Annotated in this window: 20 protein-coding genes; 10 read left to right on the top strand and 10 right to left on the bottom strand. The window is 67.8% G+C overall.

Features of this window, described 5'->3' with window-relative positions:
• Positions 1-19: 19 nt before the first annotated feature.
• The 3 genes from ACVPT3_RS17270 to ACVPT3_RS17260 form a co-directional block, all read right to left on the bottom strand.
• Positions 20-1,435 (bottom strand): S41 family peptidase, encoded by a 1,416-nt coding sequence (locus ACVPT3_RS17270; RefSeq protein ID WP_492042061.1) that lies wholly within the window; start codon positions 1,433-1,435, stop codon positions 20-22.
• An 87-nt stretch (positions 1,436-1,522) separates the two neighbouring features.
• On the bottom strand, positions 1,523-3,682 hold the full coding sequence (locus tag ACVPT3_RS17265) for a prolyl oligopeptidase family serine peptidase (protein WP_492042060.1): 2,160 nt from the start codon (positions 3,680-3,682) through the stop codon (positions 1,523-1,525).
• Between the two features lie 91 nt (positions 3,683-3,773).
• Positions 3,774-4,565, bottom strand: a complete 792-nt coding sequence (locus ACVPT3_RS17260) for a potassium channel family protein (protein WP_492042059.1) — start codon at positions 4,563-4,565, stop codon at positions 3,774-3,776.
• Between the two features lie 40 nt (positions 4,566-4,605).
• On the opposite strand from ACVPT3_RS17260, the gene dapF reads away from it, so the two are divergent.
• The 5 genes from dapF (at position 4,606) to ACVPT3_RS17235 (ending at position 10,056) form a co-directional block, all read left to right on the top strand.
• Positions 4,606-5,436, top strand: coding sequence for a diaminopimelate epimerase (gene dapF / locus ACVPT3_RS17255; RefSeq protein ID WP_492042058.1), 831 nt, complete (start codon positions 4,606-4,608; stop codon positions 5,434-5,436).
• Between the two features lie 143 nt (positions 5,437-5,579).
• Positions 5,580-7,937 carry an NADP-dependent malic enzyme gene (locus ACVPT3_RS17250; protein ID WP_492042057.1) on the top strand — a complete coding sequence of 786 codons (2,358 nt, stop codon included), beginning with the start codon at positions 5,580-5,582 and terminating at the stop codon, positions 7,935-7,937.
• Between the two features lie 2 nt (positions 7,938-7,939).
• The gene (gene rsmI, locus ACVPT3_RS17245; protein WP_492042056.1) at positions 7,940-8,812 is read left to right on the top strand and encodes a 16S rRNA (cytidine(1402)-2'-O)-methyltransferase; all 873 of its coding nucleotides are present in this window, start codon (positions 7,940-7,942) and stop codon (positions 8,810-8,812) included.
• Positions 8,809-9,231 carry a YraN family protein gene (locus ACVPT3_RS17240; protein WP_492042055.1) on the top strand — a complete coding sequence of 141 codons (423 nt, stop codon included), beginning with the start codon at positions 8,809-8,811 and terminating at the stop codon, positions 9,229-9,231. Before rsmI ends, ACVPT3_RS17240 begins: the two co-directional genes overlap by 4 nt.
• 9 nt (positions 9,232-9,240) lie before the next feature.
• The gene (locus ACVPT3_RS17235; RefSeq protein WP_492042054.1) at positions 9,241-10,056 is read left to right on the top strand and encodes a transglutaminase family protein; all 816 of its coding nucleotides are present in this window, start codon (positions 9,241-9,243) and stop codon (positions 10,054-10,056) included.
• On the opposite strand, the gene ACVPT3_RS17230 is transcribed toward ACVPT3_RS17235, so the two are convergent.
• Entirely contained in the window at positions 10,053-11,306 is a 1,254-nt protein-coding gene (locus ACVPT3_RS17230; RefSeq protein WP_492042053.1) for a UbiH/UbiF/VisC/COQ6 family ubiquinone biosynthesis hydroxylase, read from the bottom strand. The two genes, ACVPT3_RS17235 and ACVPT3_RS17230, sit on opposite strands and share 4 nt — an antisense overlap.
• A 129-nt stretch (positions 11,307-11,435) precedes the next feature.
• Here ACVPT3_RS17230 and ACVPT3_RS17225 point away from each other — a divergent pair, with 129 nt between their 5' ends.
• Both ACVPT3_RS17225 and ACVPT3_RS17220 read left to right on the top strand, forming a co-directional pair.
• Positions 11,436-12,527 (top strand): Acg family FMN-binding oxidoreductase, encoded by a 1,092-nt coding sequence (locus ACVPT3_RS17225; protein ID WP_492042052.1) that lies wholly within the window; start codon positions 11,436-11,438, stop codon positions 12,525-12,527.
• 88 nt (positions 12,528-12,615) lie between these two features.
• Positions 12,616-15,027 carry a DNA translocase FtsK gene (locus ACVPT3_RS17220; protein WP_492042051.1) on the top strand — a complete coding sequence of 804 codons (2,412 nt, stop codon included), beginning with the start codon at positions 12,616-12,618 and terminating at the stop codon, positions 15,025-15,027.
• 25 nt (positions 15,028-15,052) lie between these two features.
• Here the strand turns inward: ACVPT3_RS17220 and holA are convergent, their stop codons facing one another.
• The 4 genes from holA to ACVPT3_RS17200 form a co-directional block, all read right to left on the bottom strand.
• On the bottom strand, positions 15,053-16,105 hold the full coding sequence (gene holA, locus ACVPT3_RS17215) for a DNA polymerase III subunit delta (protein WP_492042050.1): 1,053 nt from the start codon (positions 16,103-16,105) through the stop codon (positions 15,053-15,055).
• Positions 16,102-16,581 carry an LPS assembly lipoprotein LptE gene (gene lptE / locus ACVPT3_RS17210; protein ID WP_492042049.1) on the bottom strand — a complete coding sequence of 160 codons (480 nt, stop codon included), beginning with the start codon at positions 16,579-16,581 and terminating at the stop codon, positions 16,102-16,104. The genes holA and lptE overlap by 4 nt, the downstream gene beginning before the upstream one ends.
• Positions 16,581-19,130 carry a leucine--tRNA ligase gene (gene leuS, locus ACVPT3_RS17205; RefSeq protein ID WP_492042048.1) on the bottom strand — a complete coding sequence of 850 codons (2,550 nt, stop codon included), beginning with the start codon at positions 19,128-19,130 and terminating at the stop codon, positions 16,581-16,583. The genes lptE and leuS overlap by 1 nt, the downstream gene beginning before the upstream one ends.
• Positions 19,131-19,315: 185 nt before the next feature.
• Positions 19,316-19,768 carry a DUF3576 domain-containing protein gene (locus tag ACVPT3_RS17200; RefSeq protein WP_271164932.1) on the bottom strand — a complete coding sequence of 151 codons (453 nt, stop codon included), beginning with the start codon at positions 19,766-19,768 and terminating at the stop codon, positions 19,316-19,318.
• 321 nt (positions 19,769-20,089) lie between these two features.
• Here ACVPT3_RS17200 and ACVPT3_RS17195 point away from each other — a divergent pair, with 321 nt between their 5' ends.
• Positions 20,090-20,575, top strand: coding sequence for an NtrZ family periplasmic regulatory protein (locus tag ACVPT3_RS17195; RefSeq protein ID WP_492042047.1), 486 nt, complete (start codon positions 20,090-20,092; stop codon positions 20,573-20,575).
• A gap of 27 nt (positions 20,576-20,602) precedes the next feature.
• On the opposite strand, the gene ACVPT3_RS17190 is transcribed toward ACVPT3_RS17195, so the two are convergent.
• Positions 20,603-21,253, bottom strand: a complete 651-nt coding sequence (locus ACVPT3_RS17190) for a thiamine phosphate synthase (RefSeq protein ID WP_492042046.1) — start codon at positions 21,251-21,253, stop codon at positions 20,603-20,605.
• Here ACVPT3_RS17190 and ACVPT3_RS17185 point away from each other — a divergent pair.
• Both ACVPT3_RS17185 and ACVPT3_RS17180 read left to right on the top strand, forming a co-directional pair.
• Positions 21,252-21,950: a YggS family pyridoxal phosphate-dependent enzyme gene (locus tag ACVPT3_RS17185; RefSeq protein WP_492042045.1), complete on the top strand. Its 699-nt coding sequence runs from the start codon at positions 21,252-21,254 to the stop codon at positions 21,948-21,950. The genes ACVPT3_RS17190 and ACVPT3_RS17185 overlap by 2 nt on opposite strands.
• Before the next feature lie 80 nt (positions 21,951-22,030).
• Positions 22,031-22,717, top strand: coding sequence for a response regulator transcription factor (locus ACVPT3_RS17180; RefSeq protein WP_492042044.1), 687 nt, complete (start codon positions 22,031-22,033; stop codon positions 22,715-22,717).
• Here ACVPT3_RS17180 and yczE read toward each other — a convergent pair.
• Positions 22,714-23,316, bottom strand: coding sequence for a membrane protein YczE (gene yczE / locus ACVPT3_RS17175; protein ID WP_492042043.1), 603 nt, complete (start codon positions 23,314-23,316; stop codon positions 22,714-22,716). The genes ACVPT3_RS17180 and yczE overlap by 4 nt on opposite strands.
• Positions 23,317-23,349 lie beyond the last annotated feature (33 nt).

Genomic DNA, 23,349 nt, shown 5'->3' with positions numbered 1-23,349 from the left:
CGATGACCTTGTTGCAGGCTTAGTTGGCAGATGAGGACAAAGCGGTCGCCATGCATTCCTCGGTTTGCAACCATTCGAGCGCGCGCGTCAAAGTCTGTTCGTCTGGCAAGAGTTCATCCGGAATCAAAGCCCCGGAAATGAATGATCCAAGACCGTCGTGAACGCCCATGGTGGTTATCAGAATCCGCGCGCCATCGGGTAGAAGATGCCCCCCGTTGGCGGTGGTGTAGCCTGCCGAAGCCTGCCCGAAACTGCGAGTGCGTTCTCGACCTCGAAAGGCGATAGCCGTCATCTCGCCCGAACTCGCTGTACCTGCGCCGAACAGAACCGCTACCGGCATTTCAGACAGTCGCCCGGAAACGTGATGAGCAGACGAAATGTCTGTCATCTCCGCGATGGTCCCGTCCTCTCGGCGAGCCCAGTATGACCGAACACGATCTGAGTCACCGAAACCTCCGAAAGGCCCAGCGCCCAACAAGGCCTCCAAACCATTTACCATCGGCCACATGTTACCGCCGCCGTCGCCACGCAAATCCACGATCCAGCGACAAGCTCCCTGACGCTCCAGTGCGGCGATCAAGTTAATCAGAGTATCCTGGTAAGCGGAGCCCACAGTGGTGCCGGCTCCGTCCGTCATCAAAGCTGGAACCAATAAGCGCGCAACCGTCGGCGCCATCATTTCACCGGTGGGCAGTCCCTGGGGCTGGGCGACGGTTTGCCCTCGCGCCGAGACACTTCGCCCCTCGGGGCCGATGAAGAGAGTGTGCTTTTCGCCCAACAGGCCGATTGCGGTCCGGATCGCTGGATAGGTCTCCGCCGTCGTTTGCGCGCTGCTAGCCATTCGTTCGGCTACGGCGCGCAGATGCGACCAGTCCGCCGATGCACGATTGATATGACGCGTCTCGAGCGCAGTCAGGGCCTCGTTCAAATAAGCGCGGACTTCTACTGGCATGGCGGCTCCGTCGTTCTTAGGAGCGATTTCCAGAACGAGGTTGTCCGCATCCAGCGTTCCTCCACCCGACTTGACCAGACCGAAGAGCAATCTTTCCGCATTGGGCGGAACATAGGCGACGACTTCGCTCTCAACCCAATCGCCCGGAGCGACCGGTCGATCCGACATGTTATCGAAGAACAGCGGCGAACCCGGTGACGAACCATCGATTCTCAACCACAATCCTGCAAGGGGCGTAGCCTCGCCCGACACCCTCAACCACGCCTTGAGGCGGACGGCACGCCCTGCGTAGGGTGCAGCCGGAACACTCTTACTGGCATGGGTTGGTCCGGCGTTCTGATCAGGATTGGCGAGGCGCGCGAACACAGCCCCTTGAGGAGCGTCCGCTTCACGCACCGGTCGAAAAGTCCAGCCGCCCGATGGACTGAACCCCAGACCGGCCCCAGCCTCAAAGTTCAATACGACTGGCGAAGGTTCGGCCATCGATTGCGCTCGAGCCGGCAAGGGAAAAATACTCCCGACCAACCCAAAGGCGGCTATCGATAGGACGAGACCTCGCGTCATTGAGGGCTACTCCTTCGCCGGCGTGTCCATCAGCCGCCGCGACAAATAGGTGTATTCCAGCGCCAGACGCCGCGCCGTCTCTTGCAGGTTCGCCCCCGCCGCATGGCCGCCGTCGGTGTTCTCGTAGAACAGGACCGGATAGCCCAGTTCCTCCAGACGCGCCGCCGCCTTGCGGGCGTGGCCCGGATGAACCCGGTCGTCCTTGGTCGAGGTGTGGATGAAGACCTCGGGATAGGGCTGGCCCGCCCGCAGGTTCTGATAGGGCGAATAGGCCTGGATCCAGGCGCGTTCTTCGGGAACGTCCGGATTGCCGTATTCCCCGATCCAAGAGGCGCCGGCCAGCAGCTTGTGGAAGCGCAGCATGTCGAACAGGGGCACCTGGATGACGGCGGCGTTGATCAGGTCCGGCCGTTGGGTCAGCATCGCCCCCATGAACAGGCCGCCCTGCGAGCCGCCCATGATCCCCAGCTTCGGCTGGCTGGTGATGTCGCGCGCGATCAGGTCGAGCGCAACGGCCTGGAAGTCTTCATGCGCCCGCTGGCGGTTCTGCTGCAGCGCCGCCTCATGCCAGCGGGGACCGAACTCGCCGCCGCCGCGCGTATTGGCGATGACATAGACCCCGCCCCTCTCCAGCCACAGCTTGCCGACCGTCGCCGAATAACCGGGCAGCAGCGAGCTTTCGAACCCGCCGTAGCCGTAGAGCAGCGTCGGATTGGAGCCGTCCAGCGGCATGTCCGCCTTATGGACCACGAAATAGGGGATCATCGTCCCGTCGGCCGAGCGGGCCTCATGCTGGTCCACCGTCATGCCGGTGGCGTCGAACTTGGCCGGCATCGACTTGACCTGATCGACCGCGCCGGTCGCCGCATCGGCCAGCCACAGGCTGGACGGGTTCAGATAGCCGGTGACGCTGACGAAGATCTTGTCGTCGGTCTCGGAGGCCGAACCCACGCCGACCGAGACGTTCTGCGGCAGGTCCAGGGTGGAATAGGTCCATTCCGTCTCGCCGGGGCGATAGACCCGCACCGAACCGCGCACATTGTCATACAGGGCGACGACCAGGGTGTTGCGCGTCGCATTGACCCCCTCGACGGCCTGACGCTCGGTCGGGCGCAGCACCAGGACGGCGGGCGTGGCCTGGTCTTCCAGCCAGGCGTCCAGCGGCCAGGCGATCAGGTCGCCGCTCTTGAAGTCCTGACCCGACGGCGCGGTCCAGTCCTGTTTCAGCGAAACCACCAGCTTGCCCGCGACCAGGCCGGTGATGTCCGACTTGGCCGGCAGGGCCAGTTTCACCACCGCCCCGTCGTCGGTCACGCGATAGGTCTCGGACGAATAGAAGTCGATCGACCGGTTGATCAGGGTCGCCTTCAGCACCCCGTCGGCGTCGCGCAGCGTATAGCCGGACACCGAGACGTCGGTCGGCTCGCCCATGAACAGGACGTCGGCCTGATCCAGCGACTGGCCGCGCGTCATCCGCTTGACCACCATCGGATAGCCCGAGTCAGTCAGGGTGCCGGCGCCGAAATCACGCGCGATGAGCAGGGTGTCGCTGTTGACCCAGGCCGCCCCGCCCTTGGACTCCGGGAGGAAGAAGCCGCCCTCGACGAAGCTGCGGGAGACGGTGTCGAACTCGCGCAGGGTCACGGCGTCCTTGCCGCCGTTCGACAGGCTGATCAGGCAGTAGCGCTCTTCGGGGGCCAGGCAGGTCGAGCCCTTGTAGACCCAGTTGGCGCTCTCGGCCTCGGCGAGGGCGTCGATGTCGAGCACCGTCTCCCATTGGGGTTCGGCGGTCTTGTAGGAGTCCAGCGTGGTGCGCCGCCAGACGCCGCGCACATGCTGGGCGTCCTGCCAGAAATTGTCGACATGGCCGTCGTGGGTGAAGCCCGGCGCGGGGATGCGGTCGCGGGCCTGGACGATCTCCAGCGCCTGCTGGTGCAGGGGCTCATAGCGGGGGTCGTTCTGCAGCACGCCCAGGGAACGGGTGTTTTGGTCCTTGACCCAGGCCATGGCCCGCTCGCCTTCGACGTCTTCGAGCCAGACATAGGGGTCGCTCGCCTCGCTGGTTGCGAAGGCGGGAGCGGAGGGGGCGGTCTGGGCCATGGATACCGACGTCATACTGGTGGAGGCGAGAAGGGCCGCAAGTACGGCGGCGGATGAGCGGATCATGGACAGTCCCCGAAATGAAGACGGGCACCTTAACGGCGACCGGCCCCGCGGCAAGGCGAGGAGGCCGACCCTTACGGTTTTGTCATGTGCGTCAGCCCTCGTCGGGGATGCAGATCAGGTTGCCACAGGCCTTGCAGTGAACCGCGTCAGGATCGTGCGTCTGAAGGCCGCAGCGGTCGCAGGGGTAGCGGACCTTGTGCGGCTTGATCAGGGCCTGGGCCAGACGCAGGAACAGGGTGATCCCGACCAGCATGATGGCGATGGACAGAAGCTTGCCCACCGGCCCCGGCAGGGTGACGTCGCCGAACCCGGTCGTCGTCAGGGTCGCCACGGTGAAATAGAGGGCGTCGATATAGCCGCTGATCCCGTCATGCCCCCGGAAGGTCGCATAGACGAACCCGGTCACGACGAAGACGAAGGTGACCAAGCCCGAAAGCGCGCGCACGATCCCCTCGACCCGGGTGTCGTCGAACCGCGCCCCGACCGTGCGCCAGAAGAAGTCCGAGTTCAGCAGGGTCCATAGCCTCAGCATCCGCAGGAAGCCGAGATTGAACAGCCAGGCCGGGAACAGCAGGGTGGCCAGGATGAACAGATCCAGCCAGACGATCGGCTTCTTCAGCCAGTCTCGAACGTCGGAATAGGCATAGGCCCGCGCCGCCAGATCGACCGCCAGCAGGGCGGCGATCAGATAGTCGAGCACATAGAAGGCCCAGCCCATATTCTTCAGGATCGGGGCCGCCAGGAAGAAGGCGATGATGGCGAAGTCGATGACGATGACCGTCAGCCGGAACTTCACCGCCGCCGGCTGGCCGCCGTGATACAGGTACCGCAGCCGCGCGCGCAGCCTCAGGCCGTCCTTGGGGTCGGTTTCGCTCTGGGACACAATGGTTTCCGGACGACAGGGATAGGCCTATATGGCCTGCATGACCCGTCCTTTCATCAAGATGAACGGCGCCGGCAATGACTTCATCGTCATCGACGCGCTGGAAACGCCGTTTCGTCCGACCGAGGACCAGATTCGCGCCCTGGCCGACCGCGCCTCGGGCGAGGGTTTCGATCAGCTGATCGCCATCGAGCCGTCCCAGACCGCCGACGCCTTCATGCGGGTGTGGAACGCCGACGGCTCCATGGTCGAGACCTGCGGCAACGCCCTGCGCTGCGTCGGCTGGCTGCTGATGGAAGCCAAGGGTTCGGATCGGGTCGTCATCGACACCGCCGCCGGCCCCACCACCGCCGCCCGCGCCGGCGATCGCCAGGTCACGGTCGACATGGGCAAGCCCCGGCTCGACTGGACCCAGGTGCCCCTGGCCGAGGAAATGGACACCCGCGGCATCGAGCTTCAGGTCGGGCCCATCGACGCCCCCCTGCTGCACACGCCCGGCGCCGTTTCGATGGGCAACCCCCACGTCGTCTTCTTCACCGACCGCCAGGATGACGGCTTCGTCACCGGCTCGGGCTCCCTGGTCGAACATCATCCCCTGTTTCCCGAGGGCGTGAACGTCGGCTTCGCCAATGTGCTGGACCGCGACCATATCCGCCTGCGCGTCTGGGAACGCGGCGCCGGCCTGACCAAGGCCTGCGGCACAGGCGCCTGCGCGGCCCAGGTGGCGGCGGCCCGGCGCGGCCTGACCGATCGCAAGGCCACGGTGGTCGTCGACGGCGGCGAACTGGTGATCGACTGGGATCCGGCGACGGACCATGTGCTGATGACCGGCCCGGTCGAAATCGAGCGCACCGGCGCCCTCGCCTTCTGAAGCCCGCGCCTCGGTTGACGCTGACGCGAACGGAAGCTTCGAAACAGGTCTGTACGCCTTACGGGGGGTCAAGGCTTGGCGCGGCCCTTCCCACACTCTAGGACACGAACGGTTACAGCCCCGCCGACGCCCTGGACGCCCCGATGCCCGATCAAACCGAAAAACAGACCTTCTCCGACCAGGAGGCGCTCGACTTCCACCTCTTCCCGACCCCGGGCAAGATCTCGATGGCTCCGACCAAGCCGATGGCGACCCAGCGCGACCTGTCGCTGGCCTATTCGCCGGGCGTGGCCGTGCCGGTCCTGGCCATCGCCGCCGATGCGGACAAGGCCTACGAATATACGTCCAAGGGCAATCTGGTCGCCGTCATCTCGAACGGCACCGCCATCCTGGGCCTGGGCAATCTGGGCCACATGGCCTCCAAGCCGGTGATGGAGGGCAAGTCGGTCCTGTTCAAACGCTTCGCCGACGTCGACAGCTTCGACGTAGAGGTCAAGACCACCGATCCGGATGAGTTCATCACCGTCGTCAAGAACATCGGCGACACCTGGGGCGGCATCAATCTGGAGGACATCAAGTCCCCCGAATGTTTCGTCATCGAGAGCGAGCTTCAGGACCTGCTCGACATCCCCGTCTTCCATGACGACCAGCACGGCACAGCCATCATCTCGACCGCCGGCCTGATCAACGCCTGCCACGTCGCCGGCAAGCGGCTGGACGAGGTCAAGGTGGTGCTGGCCGGCGCCGGAGCGGCGGGCCTGTCGTCCATCGCCCTGATGAAGGCCGCCGGCGTCAAGGCCGAGAACACCGTCATCTGCGATCGGGACGGCGTCGTCTACCAGGGCCGTGAACACGGCATGGACCAGTGGAAGGCCGCCCACGCCACCGACACCCCGCTGCGCACCCTGGCCGAGGCCATGGTCGGCGCCGACGTGGTGCTGGGCCTGTCGGCCAAGGGCGCGATCACCAAGGAGATGGTGGCCTCCATGGCTCCCAATCCGATCATCTTCGCCATGGCCAACCCTGATCCCGAGATCACGCCGGAAGACGTCAAGTCGGTGCGGTCTGACGCCATCATCGCCACCGGCCGCTCGGACTATGTGAACCAGGTCAACAACGTCCTGGCCTTCCCCTATCTGTTCCGGGGCGCCCTGGACGTGCGCGCGCGTCGCGTGAACCATGAGATGAAGGTCGCCTGCGCCCAGGCCCTGGCCGCCCTGGCCCGCGAGGACGTGCCGGACGAGGTCGCCGCCGCCTATCGCGGCCGCAAGCTGAAATTCGGCCCGGACTACATCATCCCCACCCCGTTCGACCCCCGCCTGATCTGGTACATCCCGCCCTTCGTCGCCCAGGCGGCGATGGATACCGGCGTCGCCCGCGTCCAGATCGAGGACATGGACGTCTATCGCAACGCCCTGCGCTCGCGCGTCGATCCGTCCGCCGCCCTGATGCAGAAGATCAGCTCGGCCGTGCGCGGCGGACCCAATAAACGCGTCGTCTTCGCCGAGGGTGAAGAACTGGCCGTCATCCGCGCCGCCTGGGGCTTCAAACAGGCCGATCTGGGCACGCCGATCCTGGTCGGTCGCGAGGACCTGATCCGCCAGAACGCCGCCGAGGCCGGTCTGAATTTCGACGACCTGGGCATCGAGATCACCAACGCCCGCGTCTCCGAACACAATGTCGAGGACACCGACTGGCTGTACGAAAAACTACAACGCCGGGGCTATCTGCGCCGCGACGTGGCGCGGATGATCAACCAGGACCGCAACTATTTCGCCGCCACCCTGGTCGCCAAGGGCCGGGCCGACGCCATGGTCGCCGGCGTGACCCGCAACTTCAACATGGCCCTGAAGGAGGTCCAGCGCGTGCTGGACGTCGAGGACACCCTGATCGGCCTGTCGATCCTTCTGGCCAAGGGCCGCACCCTGTTCGTCGCCGACACCTCCATCCACGAACTGCCGGATGCGGCGGAGCTGGCGGACATCGCCATCAAGGCGGCGGAGACGGTGCGCAAACTGGGGCGCAATCCGCGCGTGGCCTTCCTCAGCTATTCGACCTTCGGCAATCCGCCCGGCGACCGCGCCGAAAAGGTGCGCGAAGCCATCCGCATCCTGGACAAGAAGGGCGTCGACTTCGAATACGAGGGTGAAATGCCGCCCGAGGTCGCCCTGGATCCCAAGGGCCATCCCGCCTACGCCTTCAACCGCCTGACCAAGCCGGCCAACGTCCTGGTCATGCCCGCCATTCATTCCGCCGCCATCTCGACCAAACTGGTCCAGGCCCTGGGCGGCGCCACCGTGATCGGCCCGCTTCTGGTCGGGCTGGAGAAGCCGGTCCAGATTGTATCCCTGGGCGCCTCGGTCAGCGAGATCATCACCGCCGCCACCTTCGCCGCCTATGACGCCGGTCCTGCCTTCCAGGGGTCCGGCCTGACCTCCGCGCCCCCGCCGCCTGCAGCCACGATAAGGACGGCGAGCACTGCGGTGCCGCCGACCGCCTGATCGTGGAAGAGCCCGGCCCCTTCCCGCCCGCCGCGCCGCCGCCCAGGCGGGTGGAGGCCGGTCTCTATCTTGTGGCGACGCCGATCGGCAATCTGCGCGACATCACGCTCAGAGCCCTGGACGTGCTCGCCGCCGCCGATCTGGTCCTGGCCGAGGACACCCGCGTGACCGCCAAGCTGCTGACCGCCTATGGGCTGAAGGCGAAGCTGGAACGGTGCGACGATCATGCCTCGGCCCGCGCGGCCGAACTGGCGATCGAACGTCTGAGGAACGGCGAGGTCGTCGCCCTGGTCTCCGACGCCGGCACGCCGCTGGTGTCCGATCCCGGCTTCGTCGTCGCCCGCGCGGTGATCGCCGAAGGCCTGCCGGTGCACCCGATACCGGGTCCCTCAAGCCTGCTGGCGGCCCTGTGCATCGCCGGACTGCCGGCGGACCGGGTGCTGTTCGCGGGATTCCTGCCGCCCAGGACCGCCGGCCGCGTCGCCGCCCTCGAGGACCTGAAGGCCCAGCGCCAGACCCTGGTCTTCTTCGAAAGCGGCCCCCGGCTTCGCGACAGCCTGACCGACATGGCCGCTGTCCTGGGCCCTCGCCCCGCCGCCGTGGCCCGTGAGCTGACGAAACTCTACGAGGAGTGCGTGCGCGGGCCGCTGGACCAACTGTCCGTCGATCCGCGCCTCGACGCCCCGAAGGGCGAGATCGTGGTTGTTGTCGGTCCCGGCGAGGCTCCGGTCGCATCGGCCGCAGACGCCGACGCAGCCCTGGCCGAGGCCCTGACCCGACTGGCGCCGGGCGAGGCGGCGTCCGAGGTGTCGCGCGCGCTCGATCTGCCGCGCAAACCCCTGTATCGCCGCGCCCTGGAGCTTCAGGGTCGATGATCGACCGTCTGCCTCGCCCGACGCCCGACCGTCGCCCGAAGGCGGCCTGGCGTCAGGCGAAGGGTGGGGCGGCCTTCAAGGCCGGACACGCGGCGGAATGGATCGCGGCCCTGTGGCTGATGACCAGAGGCTATCGGATTCTCGGCTTTCGCCTGAAGACCCGATCGGGAGAGATCGACCTGCTGGCGCGCCGAGGCCGTGTCCTGGCGGTGGTCGAGGTCAAGCGCCGCACCACGCTCGACCTCGCCGTCCTGGCGTTGAAGCCCGCCCAGCATGACCGGCTGGTGGCGGCGGGCGAGGCGATCCGGCGCAATCGTCCTGGCCTGCAACCGCTTGATTTGAGAATTGATATGGTGGCGCTGGCTCCCCAGCGGTTTCCACGTCATCTTCGCGGCGTCCAGAGACACGGCGGGGGCTGAAGGGATCTTATGACGCGGGAGGAGGCCGAAGGCGTCCTGACGTCGGCCGGAGAGGCCGACGACGAAGGCTTCCCCCTGCTGGAGGCGGCGATCGCTTGCGCTCTCCACGACTATCCCTTCCGTGACTCCGAGCCGGTGCGCACCCTGGCGCGCGGGGCCTGCGAACGATTGAAGGAGCGGATCGGCGGCGAAAGCCCCGACGACGCCCTGTCCGAAACCATGGCGGCCGATCTGCAGTTGAACGGCGACCTGATCCATTACGACCACCCCTCCAACACGGACATCATTGATGTGGCGGCGCGACGGCGCGGCCTGTCGGCGGCCCTGGCGATCTTTTACCTCCATGCGGCCCGGGCGGCAGGCGTCAAGGCCGCCGGGGTCGATTTCCCTGGCCATTTCCTGGTGCGGGTCGAGACGACAGAGGGACCGGTCGCCCTGGACCCGTTCAGCCAGGGCCGTCTGGTCCTGCCCAGCGAATTGACCCGCCGCGCCCTGCGCGCCGGCCTGACGCCGCACGTCGCCGACCGTCTGGATCTGCTGATGGCCCCTGTGACCGATCGTCAGTCACTGATCAGGCTGCAGAATTTGTTGTTCAGTCGCGCCATCCGCAGCCGGGATTACGGCGCCGCCGAACGCTCCGCCCTGCGCCGCGCCCTGCTGGATCCGGACGACCACCGCCCCTGGCTGGACGTCGCCGCAGCCCGTGAGAAACAGGGGGCCCTGGCCGGCTCGCTGGACGCCCTGTCCCGCGCGCGGGGCCTGGACGGGGTAGAGGAGGCCCGGCGTTCGACGACCTTCGAGCGCGTGCGGATGCGGCTGAACTAGACCGCCTCGCCACGCAAAAGCCGCGGCAGATCGCCCGTCGCCCCGCCGGCTTCCTGCATGAAGGCGCGGCGCAGCGGCCCGATCCGGTTCACGGCCGCCATGCCCAGATCGCGCGCCAGTCGCACCGGGGCGATGTCGTTGGAGAACAGCCGCACGAAGGCGTCGAAACCCGCCGCCAGGGCCGCATTGTCGAACCGGCGCCAGCGGGCGTAGCGTTCCAGCACCGTCTCGGCGCCCAGGTCCTCGCCCAGGCGCGCGGCCTCGGCCAGCACCTCGGCCAGGGCGGCGGCGTCCTTCAGCCCCATGTTCAGCCCCTGGCCCGCCACCGGATGCACCCCATGGGCGGCGTCGCCGATCAGGGCGATACGCGGCGCGACCAGTTTTTCGGCCAGGCTGAGCGACAGCGGATAAACGAAGCGCGGCCCCTCGACGGAGACCCCCTCCAGAAACTCCCCGAACCGCCGCATCAGATGGGACTGGAAGGCCGCGTCCGAGGCGTCGCGCAAGGCTTCGGCCCGGCGTGTCGTCTCGGTCCAGACCAGGCTGGCGCGCTGATCCGTCAGGGGCAGGATGGCGAAGGGGCCGCTGGGCAGGAAATATTCATGGGCGACATTGCCGTGATCGCGCCCCAGCCGCACCGTGGCCACCACCCCGCTCTGGCCATAGCCCCAGCCCACGGTCTCGATCCCGGCGGCGCGGCGCACGGTCGAGCCGCGCCCCTCGGCGCCGACGACCAGAGGCGCCTTGAGGATCGCGCCGTCGGCCAGGGTCACGGTCGCCTGACCCGCGTCGGTCTCGACCGAAACCACCGAGGCCGGCGCCCGGACCTCGATCCCCGCCGCCGTCACCGCCTCGGCCAGGGCCGAACGGATCCGCCGGTTCTCGACCATATAGCCCAGCGGCTCGCCCCCCGTGCGCCCGCCGATTTCATCGGCGTCAAACCGCAGGAAGGCCAGCGACGCCGCCCGGCTGGCCGCGCCGGGCCGCCGCCCGTCCGTCACCAGGATGTGATCCATCCGGCAGGCGTGCGGCCGCAGCGTCTGACCAAGCCCCAGGGCGTCCAGCATGCGGAAGGTCGAAAAGGCGACGGCGGTCGAACGCCCGTCGAAGGTCGGCGCCAGCTGGGCGCTGAACGGCTGCGGATCGACCAGCACCACCTTCAGCCCGCCCTGCGCCGCCGCCAGGGCGAAGGCCGCCCCGGCCAAACCCGCGCCGGCGATGACGATGTCGTAGCGGTCAGTATCTGCCATGACAGGCTTGTCGCGCTCGATGACCTAAACGTCCAGACTGGAAATTGTCACAGCCGCAACGGGCCTTGACTGAGGTCAAGGCTTTCTCCGGTCGAGGGCCGCAGGGTTGTCGCGAGCAGGAGACTGACGGTGAACAGGCGACGGATTCTGATCGGCGCGGGCGCTACGCTCGCCTTGGGCGCGGTCGGCGGCGTCGGTTGGCGGGCCTCGACCGGATCACCCGGCGACTACGACCGTCTGACGACCGGGTTCCGCGTCCCCCTGACAGATGCGCCGCCCCTCACCGAACTGATCCGCTACGCGGCCCTGGCGGCCAGCGGTCACAACACCCAGCCGTGGCGGTTTCGCCTCTCCGACGGCACCATCGACATCCTGCCTGACCTGTCGCGCCGGACGCCGGCGGTCGATCCGGATGACCACCATCTCTTCGTCAGCCTGGGCTGCGCAGCCGAAAACCTGCGGATCGCCGCCGCCGCGACAGGCCGCCCCGGCGAACTCACCGTAGGCGCCGACGGACTCAGCCTGCGCTACAGCTTCACCTCTGGCCCCGCCCAACCGGACCCCCTGTTCGCCGCCATACCGGCCCGACGCTCCAGCCGCACCCTCTATGACGGCCGCCCCATACCCGCGAGCGCGCTGGCGAGGCTGCGTCAGGCCGCGACGGCGCCGGGGATCGCCGTCCATCTTCTGATCGACCGGCCCAGTCTGGACCGCGTCCGCGACCTGGTCGTCGCCGGCAACAGCGCCCAGATGGCCGATCCGGCCTTCATGGCCGAGCTGAAACAGTGGTTGCGGTTCAATCCGCGCGCGGCGCTTCGCCACGGCGACGGCCTGTTTTCGGCGGCCAGCGGCAGCCCCGTCCTGCCCGACGCCCTGGGCGGGTTGGCCTTCGATCAGTTCTTCACCGCCGCGAGCGAGAACGCCCGCTATCAGGCCCAGATCGCCTCCTCCTCCGCCGTGGCCGTTTTCGTGGCGGAACGGTCCGACCCGGCCCACTGGATCGCCGTCGGTCGGGCCTGTCAGAGGTTGATGCTGGCCGCGACGGGCCTGGGCCTGCGCCATGCCTTCGTCAATCAGCCGGTCGAGGTCGCGGCCCTGCGCCCCGATTTGGCCGCCCTGGTCGGGGAAGGCGGCAAGCGCCCGAATCTCGTGCTCCGGTTCGGCTACGGCGCCACCCTGCCTCTGTCCCCGCGTCGTTCCGTCGAGTCGGTGATCATCTGACATCCGGACGGGGCTGGTAAACAACCCCTTAACCCTGAAGGTGCGAAAAGGACTGCCGAACGTCAGCCGCCCGGAAGGTCCGCCTTTCATGTCCACCGCCCTCGCCGTCGGCCGCCAGGCCTGGATCAGCGCCCGCATCCTGTGGGAGGCGCCCTTCGTCGTGCGTTTCCGAGGGGTGCTGCAAGCCCTGCTGGCGACCCTGCTGCTGATCGCCCTGGTCTCCTGGAACCCGGCGGACGCCAGTCTGAACGCCGCCTCCAGCCTGCCGACCACCAACTGGCTCGGCGCGAACGGGGCCCTGTTCGCGGACCTGTTCATGCAGTCGCTGGGCCTCGCCGCCTGGCCCGCCGCCCTGTTGCTGGTCGCCTTCGGCCTGGCCCGCGCGGTCGGCGACGCCATCCAGCAGAGATTGAAGCCCAGCCCGATCAAGGCCCTGGCGGCCACCGCCGGAACCCTGTTGCTGTCCGGCGCCCTCGCCGCCCTGGCTGCGCCCGCCGCCTGGCCTCTGGCCGCCGGTCTGGGCGGCCTGTGGGGCGACGTCTTCACCGGTCTGACCGCCCAGGGCCTGGGCGCGCTACGCATCCCCGGCGGACGGATCATCGCGGGCCTGGTCTTCCTGGGAGGCGGCCTCTGGCTGACCGGTTTCGCCATCGGCCTGCGCGCCATGGACTTCGTCGATACGCTCCACTGGAGCAGGTCCTTGCGCGCGCCCGCCGCGCCGCCCCCGCCGGCTGCTCGCAAACCGCGCGCCAAGGCGGCGCCGAAGCCTAAGCCCGAGGTTCGCGCACCCGCACCCGGCATGGACGCCGCCTTCGCGCCGGATCAGGACCCCGACGGTCCCCAGACGGCCTATGACGATCTGCCGCCGTGGGAGGACGAACCCGCCCCCGCGGCCCGCGCCGCGCCCCGTTCGGTCGAACCGCGCGTCGCTGCCGTCAAGGCGCCCAAGCCCCGCAAGGAAGACGCTGATCAACAGGCCTTCGTCTTCGACCGTCCGGAAGGCGCCTTCGACCTGCCCCCCCTGGGCATACTGACCAAGCCCCCCCAGCGCGTGGGTGCGGTCGATGAGGATTCGCTGAAGCAGAACGCCAAGATGCTGGAAGGCGTCTTGCAAGAGTTCGGCGTGCGCGGCGTGATCGATCAGATCCGCCCCGGCCCCGTCGTCACCCTGTACGAACTGGTGCCGGCCCCCGGCGTGAAGCACGGCCGCGTCGTGGCCCTGGCCGACGACATCGCCCGGTCCATGTCCGCCCGCGCCTGCCGCATCTCGGTGGTCCAGGGCCGCAACGCCATCGGCATCGAACTGCCCAACGCCAAGCGCGAGACCGTCTATCTGCGCGACCTGCTGTCCAGCGCCGAATACGACAAGAAGGGCCATCTTCTGCCCCTCGCCCTGGGCGAGACCATCGGCGGCGAACCCTATGTCGCCGACCTGGCGCGCATGCCCCACCTGCTGATCGCGGGCACCACCGGCTCGGGCAAGTCGGTCGGGGTCAACGCCATGATCCTGTCGATCCTGTATCGCCACAGCCCGGCCGAGTGCCGTTTCATCATGATCGACCCCAAGATGCTGGAGCTGTCGGTCTATGACGGCATCCCGCACCTGCTGGCGCCTGTCGTCACCGATCCGAAGAAGGCCGTCGTGGCCCTGAAGTGGACGGTGCGCGAGATGGAGGACCGCTATCGCCGCATGTCCAAGCTGGGCGTGCGCAATATCGCCTCCTACAATGAGCGCGCCCGCGAAGCTCAGGCGAAAGGCGAGCATTTCGAACGCACGGTCCAGACCGGTTTCGACGACCAGGGCCGCCCGGTCTATGAGTCCGAGAAGATCCGGCCCGAGCCCCTGCCCTTCCTGGTCGTGGTCATGGACGAGATGGCCGACCTGATGCTGGTCGCCGGCAAGGACGTCGAGGGCGCCGTCCAGCGCCTGGCCCAGATGGCCCGCGCCGCCGGCATCCACCTGATCATGGCCACGCAACGCCCGTCGGTGGACGTCATCACCGGCACCATCAAGGCCAACTTCCCGACCCGCATCAGCTTCCAGGTCACCTCCAAGATCGACAGCCGCACCATCCTGGGCGAACAGGGCGGCGAACAGCTGCTGGGTCAGGGCGACATGCTCTATATGGCCGGCGGCGGGCGGATCACGCGCCTGCACGGTCCCTTCGTCGACGACAAGGAGGTCGAGGACGTCTGCAAACATCTGAAGGCCCAGGCCGAGCCCGATTATCTGGACCTGATCACCGACGAACCGGACGGCGACGCCGACGGGGCGATGGATGACGGGGGCGGCGGTTCGGGTGACGATCTGTACGACCGCGCGGTGGCCGTGGTCACCCGCGACCGCAAGGCCTCGACCTCCTACGTCCAGCGTCGTCTGCAGATCGGCTACAACCGCGCCGCCTCGCTGATCGAACGGATGGAGCAGGAAGGCGTGGTCAGCCCCGCCAACCACGCCGGCAAGCGCGATGTCCTGGCCGGTCCGCCGCCGATGGTCTGAGGCCCCCAGGCTTCAGTTTCTGGCCTTAGAGCCCCAGACGCCGCGCCCGCCCGGCGATTTCCAGCAGCAGGCGTTCGGCGATCAACTGATCCGGCATGCCGGTCGTCTTGGTGGCGACGTCGGCGGTGTTGATGCTGTCCAGCACCTCGTCCAGCGCCTCCAGACGCCAGGCGCGGGCCTGACGCAGCATTTCCGCCTCCTGTTTCCAGAAAACCCCGGCCGCCTTGGCCGCCTCCTTGGCCCCGGCGCCATTGGCTTGCAGGATATTGATCCGGCGCAGCCGTCCCAGATGCAGGGCGGCGGATCGCACGGCCAGAACCGAGGATTCACCTTCAGCAAAGGCACGCCTCAGGCCCGACTGGGCGGGACCGGGCCGGGCGCCGAAGGCCTGAAGTGCGGCGTCAGACAGGGAGGCGTCGGGTTCGACGCCCAGATGCTGTTCCAGCTCTTCGACATCAATGGTCCGGCCCGAGCCGGGGCCGATGAACAGGGCCAGGCGCTCGATCTCCTGACGCATCAGGCCCCGCTCGCGCGGCAGACGGCCGACAAACCGGTCCAGGGCATCAGCGGTCAGGCCCACCTTGTCCACGGCCAGGGCCTCGCGGGTCATGCGGGCGACGTCGCCGGTCTCGTCCTCGTAGCAGACGATGCCGACGGCCCCGTTCTCTTTCTCCGCCGTCTTGCGCAGGGCGGAGTCGCGGCCCAGCTGGTCGGCCTCGACCACCAGCATGGCGTCGGGATTATAGCCGCCCTCGGCATGGATCTTCACGGCGGCGGCGACCGCCTTGTCCACGCCGGGTTTCAGCGCCGACAGACGGATCCGCACCAGACGACGCCCGCCCATCAGGGACATGGCCGTCAGGGCCTCTTCCAGCTTGGATTCATCGCTGTCGATGTCGCTGTCGGTCAGGACGGTGACGTTGAACGGGTCGTTCAAATCCGGCGTGATGGTCCGGCACAGGACCTCGGCCCGTTCGGCGACGCCCGACCGGTCCTTGCCGTGGATCACCGCCGCCCGGATGGCCGGATCGGGCGCCTTCAGAAAGCGATCGATCTCTGGGCGTTTGGCGAGGATCACCGGTTCGACAGCGCCTGCATCAGGTCCAGCCGGATCAGGCGCGCCAGCTCCGACGCCGCCCGCTCCTCGCCGTCCTGCTGCGCAGCGATGGCGGCATAGGGCTGGTCGGCCGAGGCGTAGGTGGTGGTCACGGTCTCCGCGCCCGTGACGGCCGCGCCGCCGGCCACGGGGGTCAGGGTCCAGGTCGCCTTGACCGTCAGCTCGTAACGCGTGGCGGTGTCGTCGATCCGGCGCCCCAGCGAGCGCCGGTCCTGCTCGACCCGGGTGGTCAGGCGGTACAGGGGCGCAGCGGACCGATCCCAGCCCAGGGCGTCCTCCAGCTGTTCGCGCAGCCGATAGCCCAGTCGGTCGTCCTGGGCCGAGACCGCAATCCGGCGCAGGGGCGAGCCCACGCCCGGCTCGGCGTACATGGGGGTGAAGCCGCAGGCGGAGACCGCCAGCGCGCCCAGAACCGCCAGGACTGCTGCACCGCGCATCAGCCGGCCACCAGATTGACGATCCGGTCCTTGACCACGACGATCTTCTTCACGCTCAGACCCTCCAGACGCGCCTGCACGGTCTCGTCGGCCAGAACCAGGGCCTCGACCTCGGCGGGCTCCATGCCGCGCGGCACGCGGATTTCCGCGCGACGCTTGCCGTTGATCTGGATGGGCAGGACCACCTCGTCGTCGGCCACGAGCGCAGCGTCCCACACGGGCCACGGCGCGTCCAGAACCATCCCGTCTTCGCCCAGCTGGGTCCAGCATTCCTCGGCCAGGTGCGGGGTGAAGGGGGCGATCAGGCGCGCCAAGGCCGACAGGGCCTGGCGCTTGGCGTCGCCGCCGGCCTGGGCGCTGTCGCGGACGGTGGCGACGAAGGCGTACAGTTTGGCGATGGCGGAGTTGAAGCGGAAGCCTTCCACCCCCTCGGACACCGCCTTGATCGCCTTGTGCGTCTCGCGCAGCAGCTCGGCGTTGGCCTTGTCCTCGCCGGCGAAGCCCGCGTCATAGGCGTCGAACAGGGTCCAGGTGCGCTGCACGAACCGGCTGGCGCCCTCCACCCCGCCGGGGGTCCATTGCACGTCCCGCTCAGGCGGGCTGTCGGACAGGACGAACAGACGGCCGGCGTCCACGCCGTGCGATTCCAGGATTTCCTGGGGCGCGACGACGTTCTTCTTGGACTTGGACATCTTCTCGATGTCGCCGATCACCAGGGTCTCGCCGGTCGACAGCTGGCGGGCGGAGCGGACGCCGTCAGCATTGGTCAGCTCGACGTCGGTAGGCTCGACCCACTGGCCGTTCTCACGACGATAGGTCTCGTGGACCACCATGCCCTGCGTGAACAGGCCGGCGAAGGGCTCCTTCACCGACAGCATGCCGGCGTCGGACAGGGCGCGGGTGATGAAGCGGGCGTACAGCAGGTGCAGCACCGCGTGCTCGACCCCGCCGATATACTGATCCACAGGCAGCCAGCGGTTCGCCGCCTCGGTGTTGATCGGCTCGGCCGCCGTCGGGTCGGTGAAGCGGGCGAAATACCAGCTGGAGTCGACGAAGGTGTCCAGGGTGTCGGTCTCACGCGTCGCATCCTGACCGCAGGACGGGCATTGAACGTGTTTCCAGCTGGGATGGCGGTCCAGCGGATTGCCGGGCACGTCGAAGGTCACGTCGTCGGGCAGGACGACCGGCAGCTGATCGGCGGGAACCTCCACCGGGCCGCAGGACGGGCAGTGGATGATCGGGATCGGGCAACCCCAATAGCGCTGGCGCGACACGCCCCAGTCGCGCAGGCGATAGATGGTCGCGCCCTTGCCCGTGCCCGCCGCCTCGATGCGGCGGACCGCCTCGGCCTTGGCGGCCTCGATGTCCAGGCCGTCCAGGAAGTCGGAATGGAAGATGGCGCCGGGACCAGTATAGGCCTCGTCGCCCACGGCGAAGTCGTCGCCGGCGCCCTCGGGACGGACCACCGGGATCACCGGCAGGCCGTATTTGCGGGCGAAGTCCAGGTCGCGCTGGTCATGGGCCGGGCAGGCGAAGATGGCGCCCGTGCCATATTCCGACAGGATGAAGTTGGCGATCCAGACGGGGATTTCCGCCCCTGTAAAGGGATGGACGGCCTTCAGGCCAGTGTCCCAGCCGATCTTCTCGGCCTGGTCGATGTCGGCCTGGGACGTGCCGCCGGCACGGCATTTGGCGACGAAGTCAGCGACGGCCGGGTCGGCCTCCGCCAGGGCCTTGGCGATGGGATGGTCCGGCGCGATGCCCATGAAGGACGCGCCATACAGCGTGTCCGGGCGGGTGGTGTAGATTTCCAGACCGTCAGGCGAAGCCGCCGGCGCTTCGCCCGCCCATTTCCAGGTCATCTGCAGGCCCTTGGACCGACCGATCCAATTTTCCTGCATCAGCCGGACCTTCTCGGGCCAGCGGTCCAGGGTCTTCAGACCGTCGATCAGATCGTCGGCATAGTCGGTGATGCGCAGGAACCACTGGTTCAGCTTGCGCTTCTCGACCACCGCGCCCGAGCGCCAGCCGCGCCCGTCGATCACCTGTTCATTGGCCAGGACCGTGTTGTCGACCGGGTCCCAGTTGACCACCCCGTCCTTGCGATAGACCAGGCCGCGCCGATACAGCTCCAGGAACCAGGCCTGCTGCTTGCCGTAATATTCCGGGTCGCAGGTCGCGAACTCGCGCGACCAGTCCAGCGACAGGCCCAGCAGTTTCAGCTGGTCGCGCATCTGGGCGATATTGTCGTAGGTCCAGCCCTTGGGGTGGATGCCGCGTTCCATGGCCGCGTTCTCGGCCGGCATGCCGAAGGCGTCCCAGCCCATCGGGTGCAGGACGTCATAGCCCTGGGCGCGCTTGGACCGCGCCACCACATCGCCCATCACATAGTTGCGGGCGTGGCCCATGTGGATGTTGCCCGACGGATAGGGGAACATCTCGAGCACATAGTATTTCGGCTGGCCGGTGTCCTTCGTCACGAAGGCGGAGGCCTCGGCCCAGCGGGCCTGTTGGCGGGGTTCGGCGGTCTTGGGTTCGTAACGGGCCACGGTCGTCCTGAAGTCAAAAGGGCGCTGCCGCCCTCCCGGCTCACTAGCCCGAAGGACGACAGCGCCCAAGAAGTAATGCGTCTCGGCTGTCCGAGAACGGCGGCTGAGTCTAAGCCAAACGGTGCTCAAGCAGCCCGAAGGGCGGTGGCACCTACAAGGAAAGCTAAAGCAGGCGTTCGCCTGCTTTAGCCCGCGTTAGACAGGTTCAGCTGGCGCGCCTTGGTCAGGATGGCGTTTTCCAGATCGGCCTCGGTCTGGGCGGCGACCGGGGCGGCGGTCCACTGACCATCGGCGCCCTTCACTTCCTTGGTCACCGTGACGTTCAGCGCGTCGGCGCGCAGACGGGTGTCCAGGATGAAGACGGTCGCCTTGAAGCGCTCGTTCGGCGTCTGGGGGTTGGTGTACCAATCATAGTTGATGACCCCGCCCCACGGATCGGCGGTCAGCAGGGGCATGAAGCTGAGGGTGTCCAGCGAGGCGCGCCACAGATAGCCGTTGACGCCGATGCCCTGCTGCACGTCGGTCTTGGGCGTCTTGTCGCCGCCGCCGACGAAGGGAATGCTGGAGCAGGCGCTCAGGGCGACGCCCGAGACCAGGGCGACAGCGACGCCGCGAACCAGGGCCTTGTTGAGGCTCATCAAGGAAGTCTCCGTAAACTCAGGGACGTGGGGGCCCTCGCCCACACGCGCACGGCTTTGCGGATTCCTCCACGCCGCTGCGTGACCCTATAACACGGGCAAAAGGGGCGATGACAAGGCGAAGTGTGGGGTGAAGTGTGAGGCGAAGTGAGGGGCGAAGTGAAGGAAGGCGGCAATTCCGATTGCGCCGTTCCATGACAAGTTGCTGACAGACTTCGCCGATTTCGGGCAATTCCCGTGACGCTTGAGCCACATCGCACTGCAACAATCGCCAGGAACCTCGTTATCAGGGGCACGTTGCGTTGACCGGGCGGACCCTCGATGTCTAATCGCGGTGGTCCCGATCAGAAGGTCGGTTCAGGGTTTGCGATGTCGTCGTCGGCGACGTCCGAAGGGTTTGAAATGCGGTTCGGCGGCCTCGTGAAGGTGGTGATTGGGACGATGGCCTTAGCCGTCGCCACACCCGTGTTCGCTGCACAGGCGTCAGGATCGGCGTCTCAGAGCCGGGCGCCCACCGTGACCCTGTCCGAAGCCCAAGCGGCCCAGCGCAACGCCCCGCCGCAGCGGCGCGGCCTGCGTCTGAACGACCGCGGCCGCTGGGGTCTCGATTTCAATCTGAGCCAACCGGTCGGCCGCGAGACCGACTGGGGCGATGTCGAAGCCGGCGCCTATTACCGCCTCAACGACCGGCTGCGCGTCGGCGCCGCCGCCGCCGTGGCCTCGCCGGAAGCCGATCCCGCCCGCGCGCCCGAAACCAGCGGCCGGGCCCAGCCGCGTGTGCGGCTTGAGACCATCTTCAAGTTCTGACCCTCGACGTGCGCCAGCAACGGCGCTTCAGGCTGCAGCAAATGCGGATTGGATCGCCTCCACTCCCGCCAGGCCGCACGCGCCCGATTGTCCCAGCAATTCGGTATTGTCCGGCCTGATCCCGCCCAGGGCGTAGACAGGCAGGGCGACGGCCTTGGCCTTCTCGCCAAAACTCGCGACACCCAGCGCCGGTCGGCCGGCCGACGCGCCGCCGGCGACGAAGACCGGCGACAGAACCAGGGCGTCCAGGGCTTCGGCCCTGAACGCGCCGCCATGCCAGGCGGCGGTCAGAAGCCAGCGCGGGCGATACGCGCGGATTTCCGCCGCCCTTTCCGCCTCGCGTTCGGGCAGATGCAGGCCATCCGCCCCCACGGCCTCCGCCAACGCCATGTCCCGCCCGACCAGAAGCCTGACCCCGGCGGCTTCGGTCGCCTCGCGCAGGCGCCGGCCTGTCTCAACCGCATCGGCGGCCCCGAAGGCCCTGTAGACCACCGCCGACCCCGCCGGCAGCCGGGCCGCCGTCTCCCAGGGGCGAAGCGTGCGTTCCGGGTCGGTGAAGAACAACAGCGGCGGCAAACCCGCGGCGCTCGGGCTGACAGCAGCTGCGGCGCGGTTTAGAGCGGTCGCCGCATCCCAGAGCGCACGCGCCTCATCGCTGTAATTGGCCGACAGGATCATGACCCCTACTTCCCCCGCTTCCTCGCCCGCGTCCATCGCCGAAGACCTGGCCGAGGTTCGCGCGCGAATCGACGCCGCCTGCCGCGCCGTCGGCCGGGACCCGGCCGCCGTGACCCTGACCGCCGTGTCCAAGACCCAACCGCCCGAGGCGATCGACGCCATACTGGCCGCAGGCCAGCGGGTGTTCGGCGAAAACCGGGTGCAGGAGGCCCAGGGCCGCTGGACCGAGCGGCTCCCCGGTTTGAATGACCTGGAGCTGCGTCTGATCGGCCCCTTGCAGACCAACAAGGCCGAGGACGCCGTGGCCCTGTTCGACGTGATCGAGACCCTGGACCGCGAAAAACTGGCGCGGGCGCTGGCCGAGGCGGGACAGAAGCTCGACCGCACGCCCCGCGTCCTGGTCCAGGTCAACACCGGCGCGGAGCCCCAGAAGGCGGGCGTCCTGGCCGACGAGGCCGACGCCCTGATCCAGGTCGCGCGCGACACATACGGCCTGAAGGTCGACGGCCTGATGTGTATTCCGCCGGCGGACGAGGACGCGACGCCCCATTTCACCCTTCTGAATCAGATCGCAGGCCGCAACGGACTGTCGGTGCTCTCGATGGGGATGAGCGGCGATTACGAGACCGCCATTCGCTGCGGCGCCACCCATGTTCGCGTGGGAACGGCGTTGTTCGGGGAACGAAATCGTCCTTAAACACCCTCTAGGCCGTAACCTGACGTGAATTCGCACCCCCAAGCCTTGGCGCGGGGGCCAAGCCTCGCCATTGTCTGCACATGCCCACGCCCAAGACCATCCTGATCATCGACGACGACGACGACCTGCGCGAGGCCTTGGCCGAGCAGTTGAACCTCCATGAGGAGTTCAAGACCCAGCAGGCCGCGACCGCGACCGACGGGGTTCGGATGGGGCGCGAGATCCGCGCCGATCTGATTCTTCTGGACGTCGATCTGCCGGACATGGACGGCCGCGAGGCCTGTCGCCTGCTGCGCAAGGACGGGGTCTCGACCCCGGTCATCATGCTGACGGCCCAGTCCGCCGACGCCGACGCCATCCTGGGCCTGGACGCCGGCGCCAATGACTATGTCACCAAGCCCTTCCGGTTCGCCGTGCTTCTGGCCCGCATCCGCGCCCATCTGCGCAGCCACGAACAGTCGGAAGACGCCGTCTTCTCCATCGGACCCTACGAGTTCCGCCCGGCCGCCAAGGTCCTGATGGACGCCAAGGGCAAGAAGGTGCGGTTGACCGAGAAGGAAACCAACATCCTGAAATACCTCTACCGCGCCGGGGCCAAGCCCGTGTCGCGCGAGGAACTGCTGACCGAGGTCTGGGGCTATAACGCCGGCGTCACCACCCACACGCTGGAAACCCACATCTATCGCCTGCGGCAGAAGATCGAGCCCGAGCCGGGCCAGGCCCGCCTGCTGCTGACTGACGCCGGCGGCTATCGGTTGCAGCCCTAGGCGTCCGCGCCTCGGCCGTGAATCGTGAACATCGGCAGGAACAGGTGGACCAGCGGGCCGATGGTCACAGCGTAAAGCACAGTGCCCACGCCGACCGAGCCTCCCAGCAGCCAGCCCAAGGCGATGACGCTCAGCTCGATGGCGGTCCGAACCCATTTCACCGGCCAGCCCGTGCGCGCCACGATGCCGGTCATCAAGCCGTCGCGCGGGCCCGGGCCCAGGCCCGCGCCGATATAGGCCCCGCTGGCGACGCCGTTCAGCACGACGCCCGCGCCTAACAGGCCTGCTCGCATCGGTAGGCCCAGGTCAGACGGGATCCAGTCCAGACCGAAATTCGCGACTGTGCCGATCACCAGAACATTGGCCACAGTCCCTATCCCTGGCCGCTGGCGCAGGGGAATCCACAGCAGCAGAACGGCCATACCGATCAGATTGACCACCAGGCCGAAGCTGATTCCGGCCGGGCCGGCGAACCGCTCGAACACCCCCTGGTTCAGCACGTCCCACGGATCCAGCCCCAGATCGGCGCGAACGATGAGGGCGATGGACAGGCCGTAGAGGACGAGGCCGGCGAAGAGCTGGAAAAGGCGACGGGTCATTTCGATGATTTGGGCGATACTGGACTTACAAAA

Source organism: Brevundimonas sp. FV1ps31S (assembly GCF_058681265.1).
The sequence above is the reverse complement of the archived record's forward strand: the minus strand, read 5'-3'. Positions and strand labels throughout refer to the sequence as shown.

Excerpts from the sequence above, each read along its gene's own strand:
- ACVPT3_RS17270 (WP_492042061.1), bottom strand. The coding sequence starts at position 1,435 with ATGGCCGAACCTTCGCCAGTCGTATTGAACTTTGAGGCTGGGGCCGGT.
- ACVPT3_RS17265 (WP_492042060.1), bottom strand. The coding sequence starts at position 3,682 with ATGATCCGCTCATCCGCCGCCGTACTTGCGGCCCTTCTCGCCTCCACC.
- dapF (WP_492042058.1), top strand. The coding sequence starts at position 4,606 with ATGACCCGTCCTTTCATCAAGATGAACGGCGCCGGCAATGACTTCATC.
- ACVPT3_RS17250 (WP_492042057.1), top strand. The coding sequence starts at position 5,580 with ATGCCCGATCAAACCGAAAAACAGACCTTCTCCGACCAGGAGGCGCTC.
- ACVPT3_RS17240 (WP_492042055.1), top strand. The coding sequence starts at position 8,809 with ATGATCGACCGTCTGCCTCGCCCGACGCCCGACCGTCGCCCGAAGGCG.
- ACVPT3_RS17235 (WP_492042054.1), top strand. The coding sequence starts at position 9,241 with ATGACGCGGGAGGAGGCCGAAGGCGTCCTGACGTCGGCCGGAGAGGCC.
- ACVPT3_RS17230 (WP_492042053.1), bottom strand. The coding sequence starts at position 11,306 with ATGGCAGATACTGACCGCTACGACATCGTCATCGCCGGCGCGGGTTTG.
- ACVPT3_RS17220 (WP_492042051.1), top strand. The coding sequence starts at position 12,616 with ATGTCCACCGCCCTCGCCGTCGGCCGCCAGGCCTGGATCAGCGCCCGC.
- lptE (WP_492042049.1), bottom strand. The coding sequence starts at position 16,581 with ATGCGCGGTGCAGCAGTCCTGGCGGTTCTGGGCGCGCTGGCGGTCTCC.
- ACVPT3_RS17200 (WP_271164932.1), bottom strand. The coding sequence starts at position 19,768 with ATGAGCCTCAACAAGGCCCTGGTTCGCGGCGTCGCTGTCGCCCTGGTC.
- ACVPT3_RS17195 (WP_492042047.1), top strand. The coding sequence starts at position 20,090 with ATGTCTAATCGCGGTGGTCCCGATCAGAAGGTCGGTTCAGGGTTTGCG.
- ACVPT3_RS17185 (WP_492042045.1), top strand. The coding sequence starts at position 21,252 with ATGACCCCTACTTCCCCCGCTTCCTCGCCCGCGTCCATCGCCGAAGAC.
- ACVPT3_RS17190 (WP_492042046.1), bottom strand. The coding sequence starts at position 21,253 with ATGATCCTGTCGGCCAATTACAGCGATGAGGCGCGTGCGCTCTGGGAT.
- ACVPT3_RS17180 (WP_492042044.1), top strand. The coding sequence starts at position 22,031 with ATGCCCACGCCCAAGACCATCCTGATCATCGACGACGACGACGACCTG.
- yczE (WP_492042043.1), bottom strand. The coding sequence starts at position 23,316 with ATGACCCGTCGCCTTTTCCAGCTCTTCGCCGGCCTCGTCCTCTACGGC.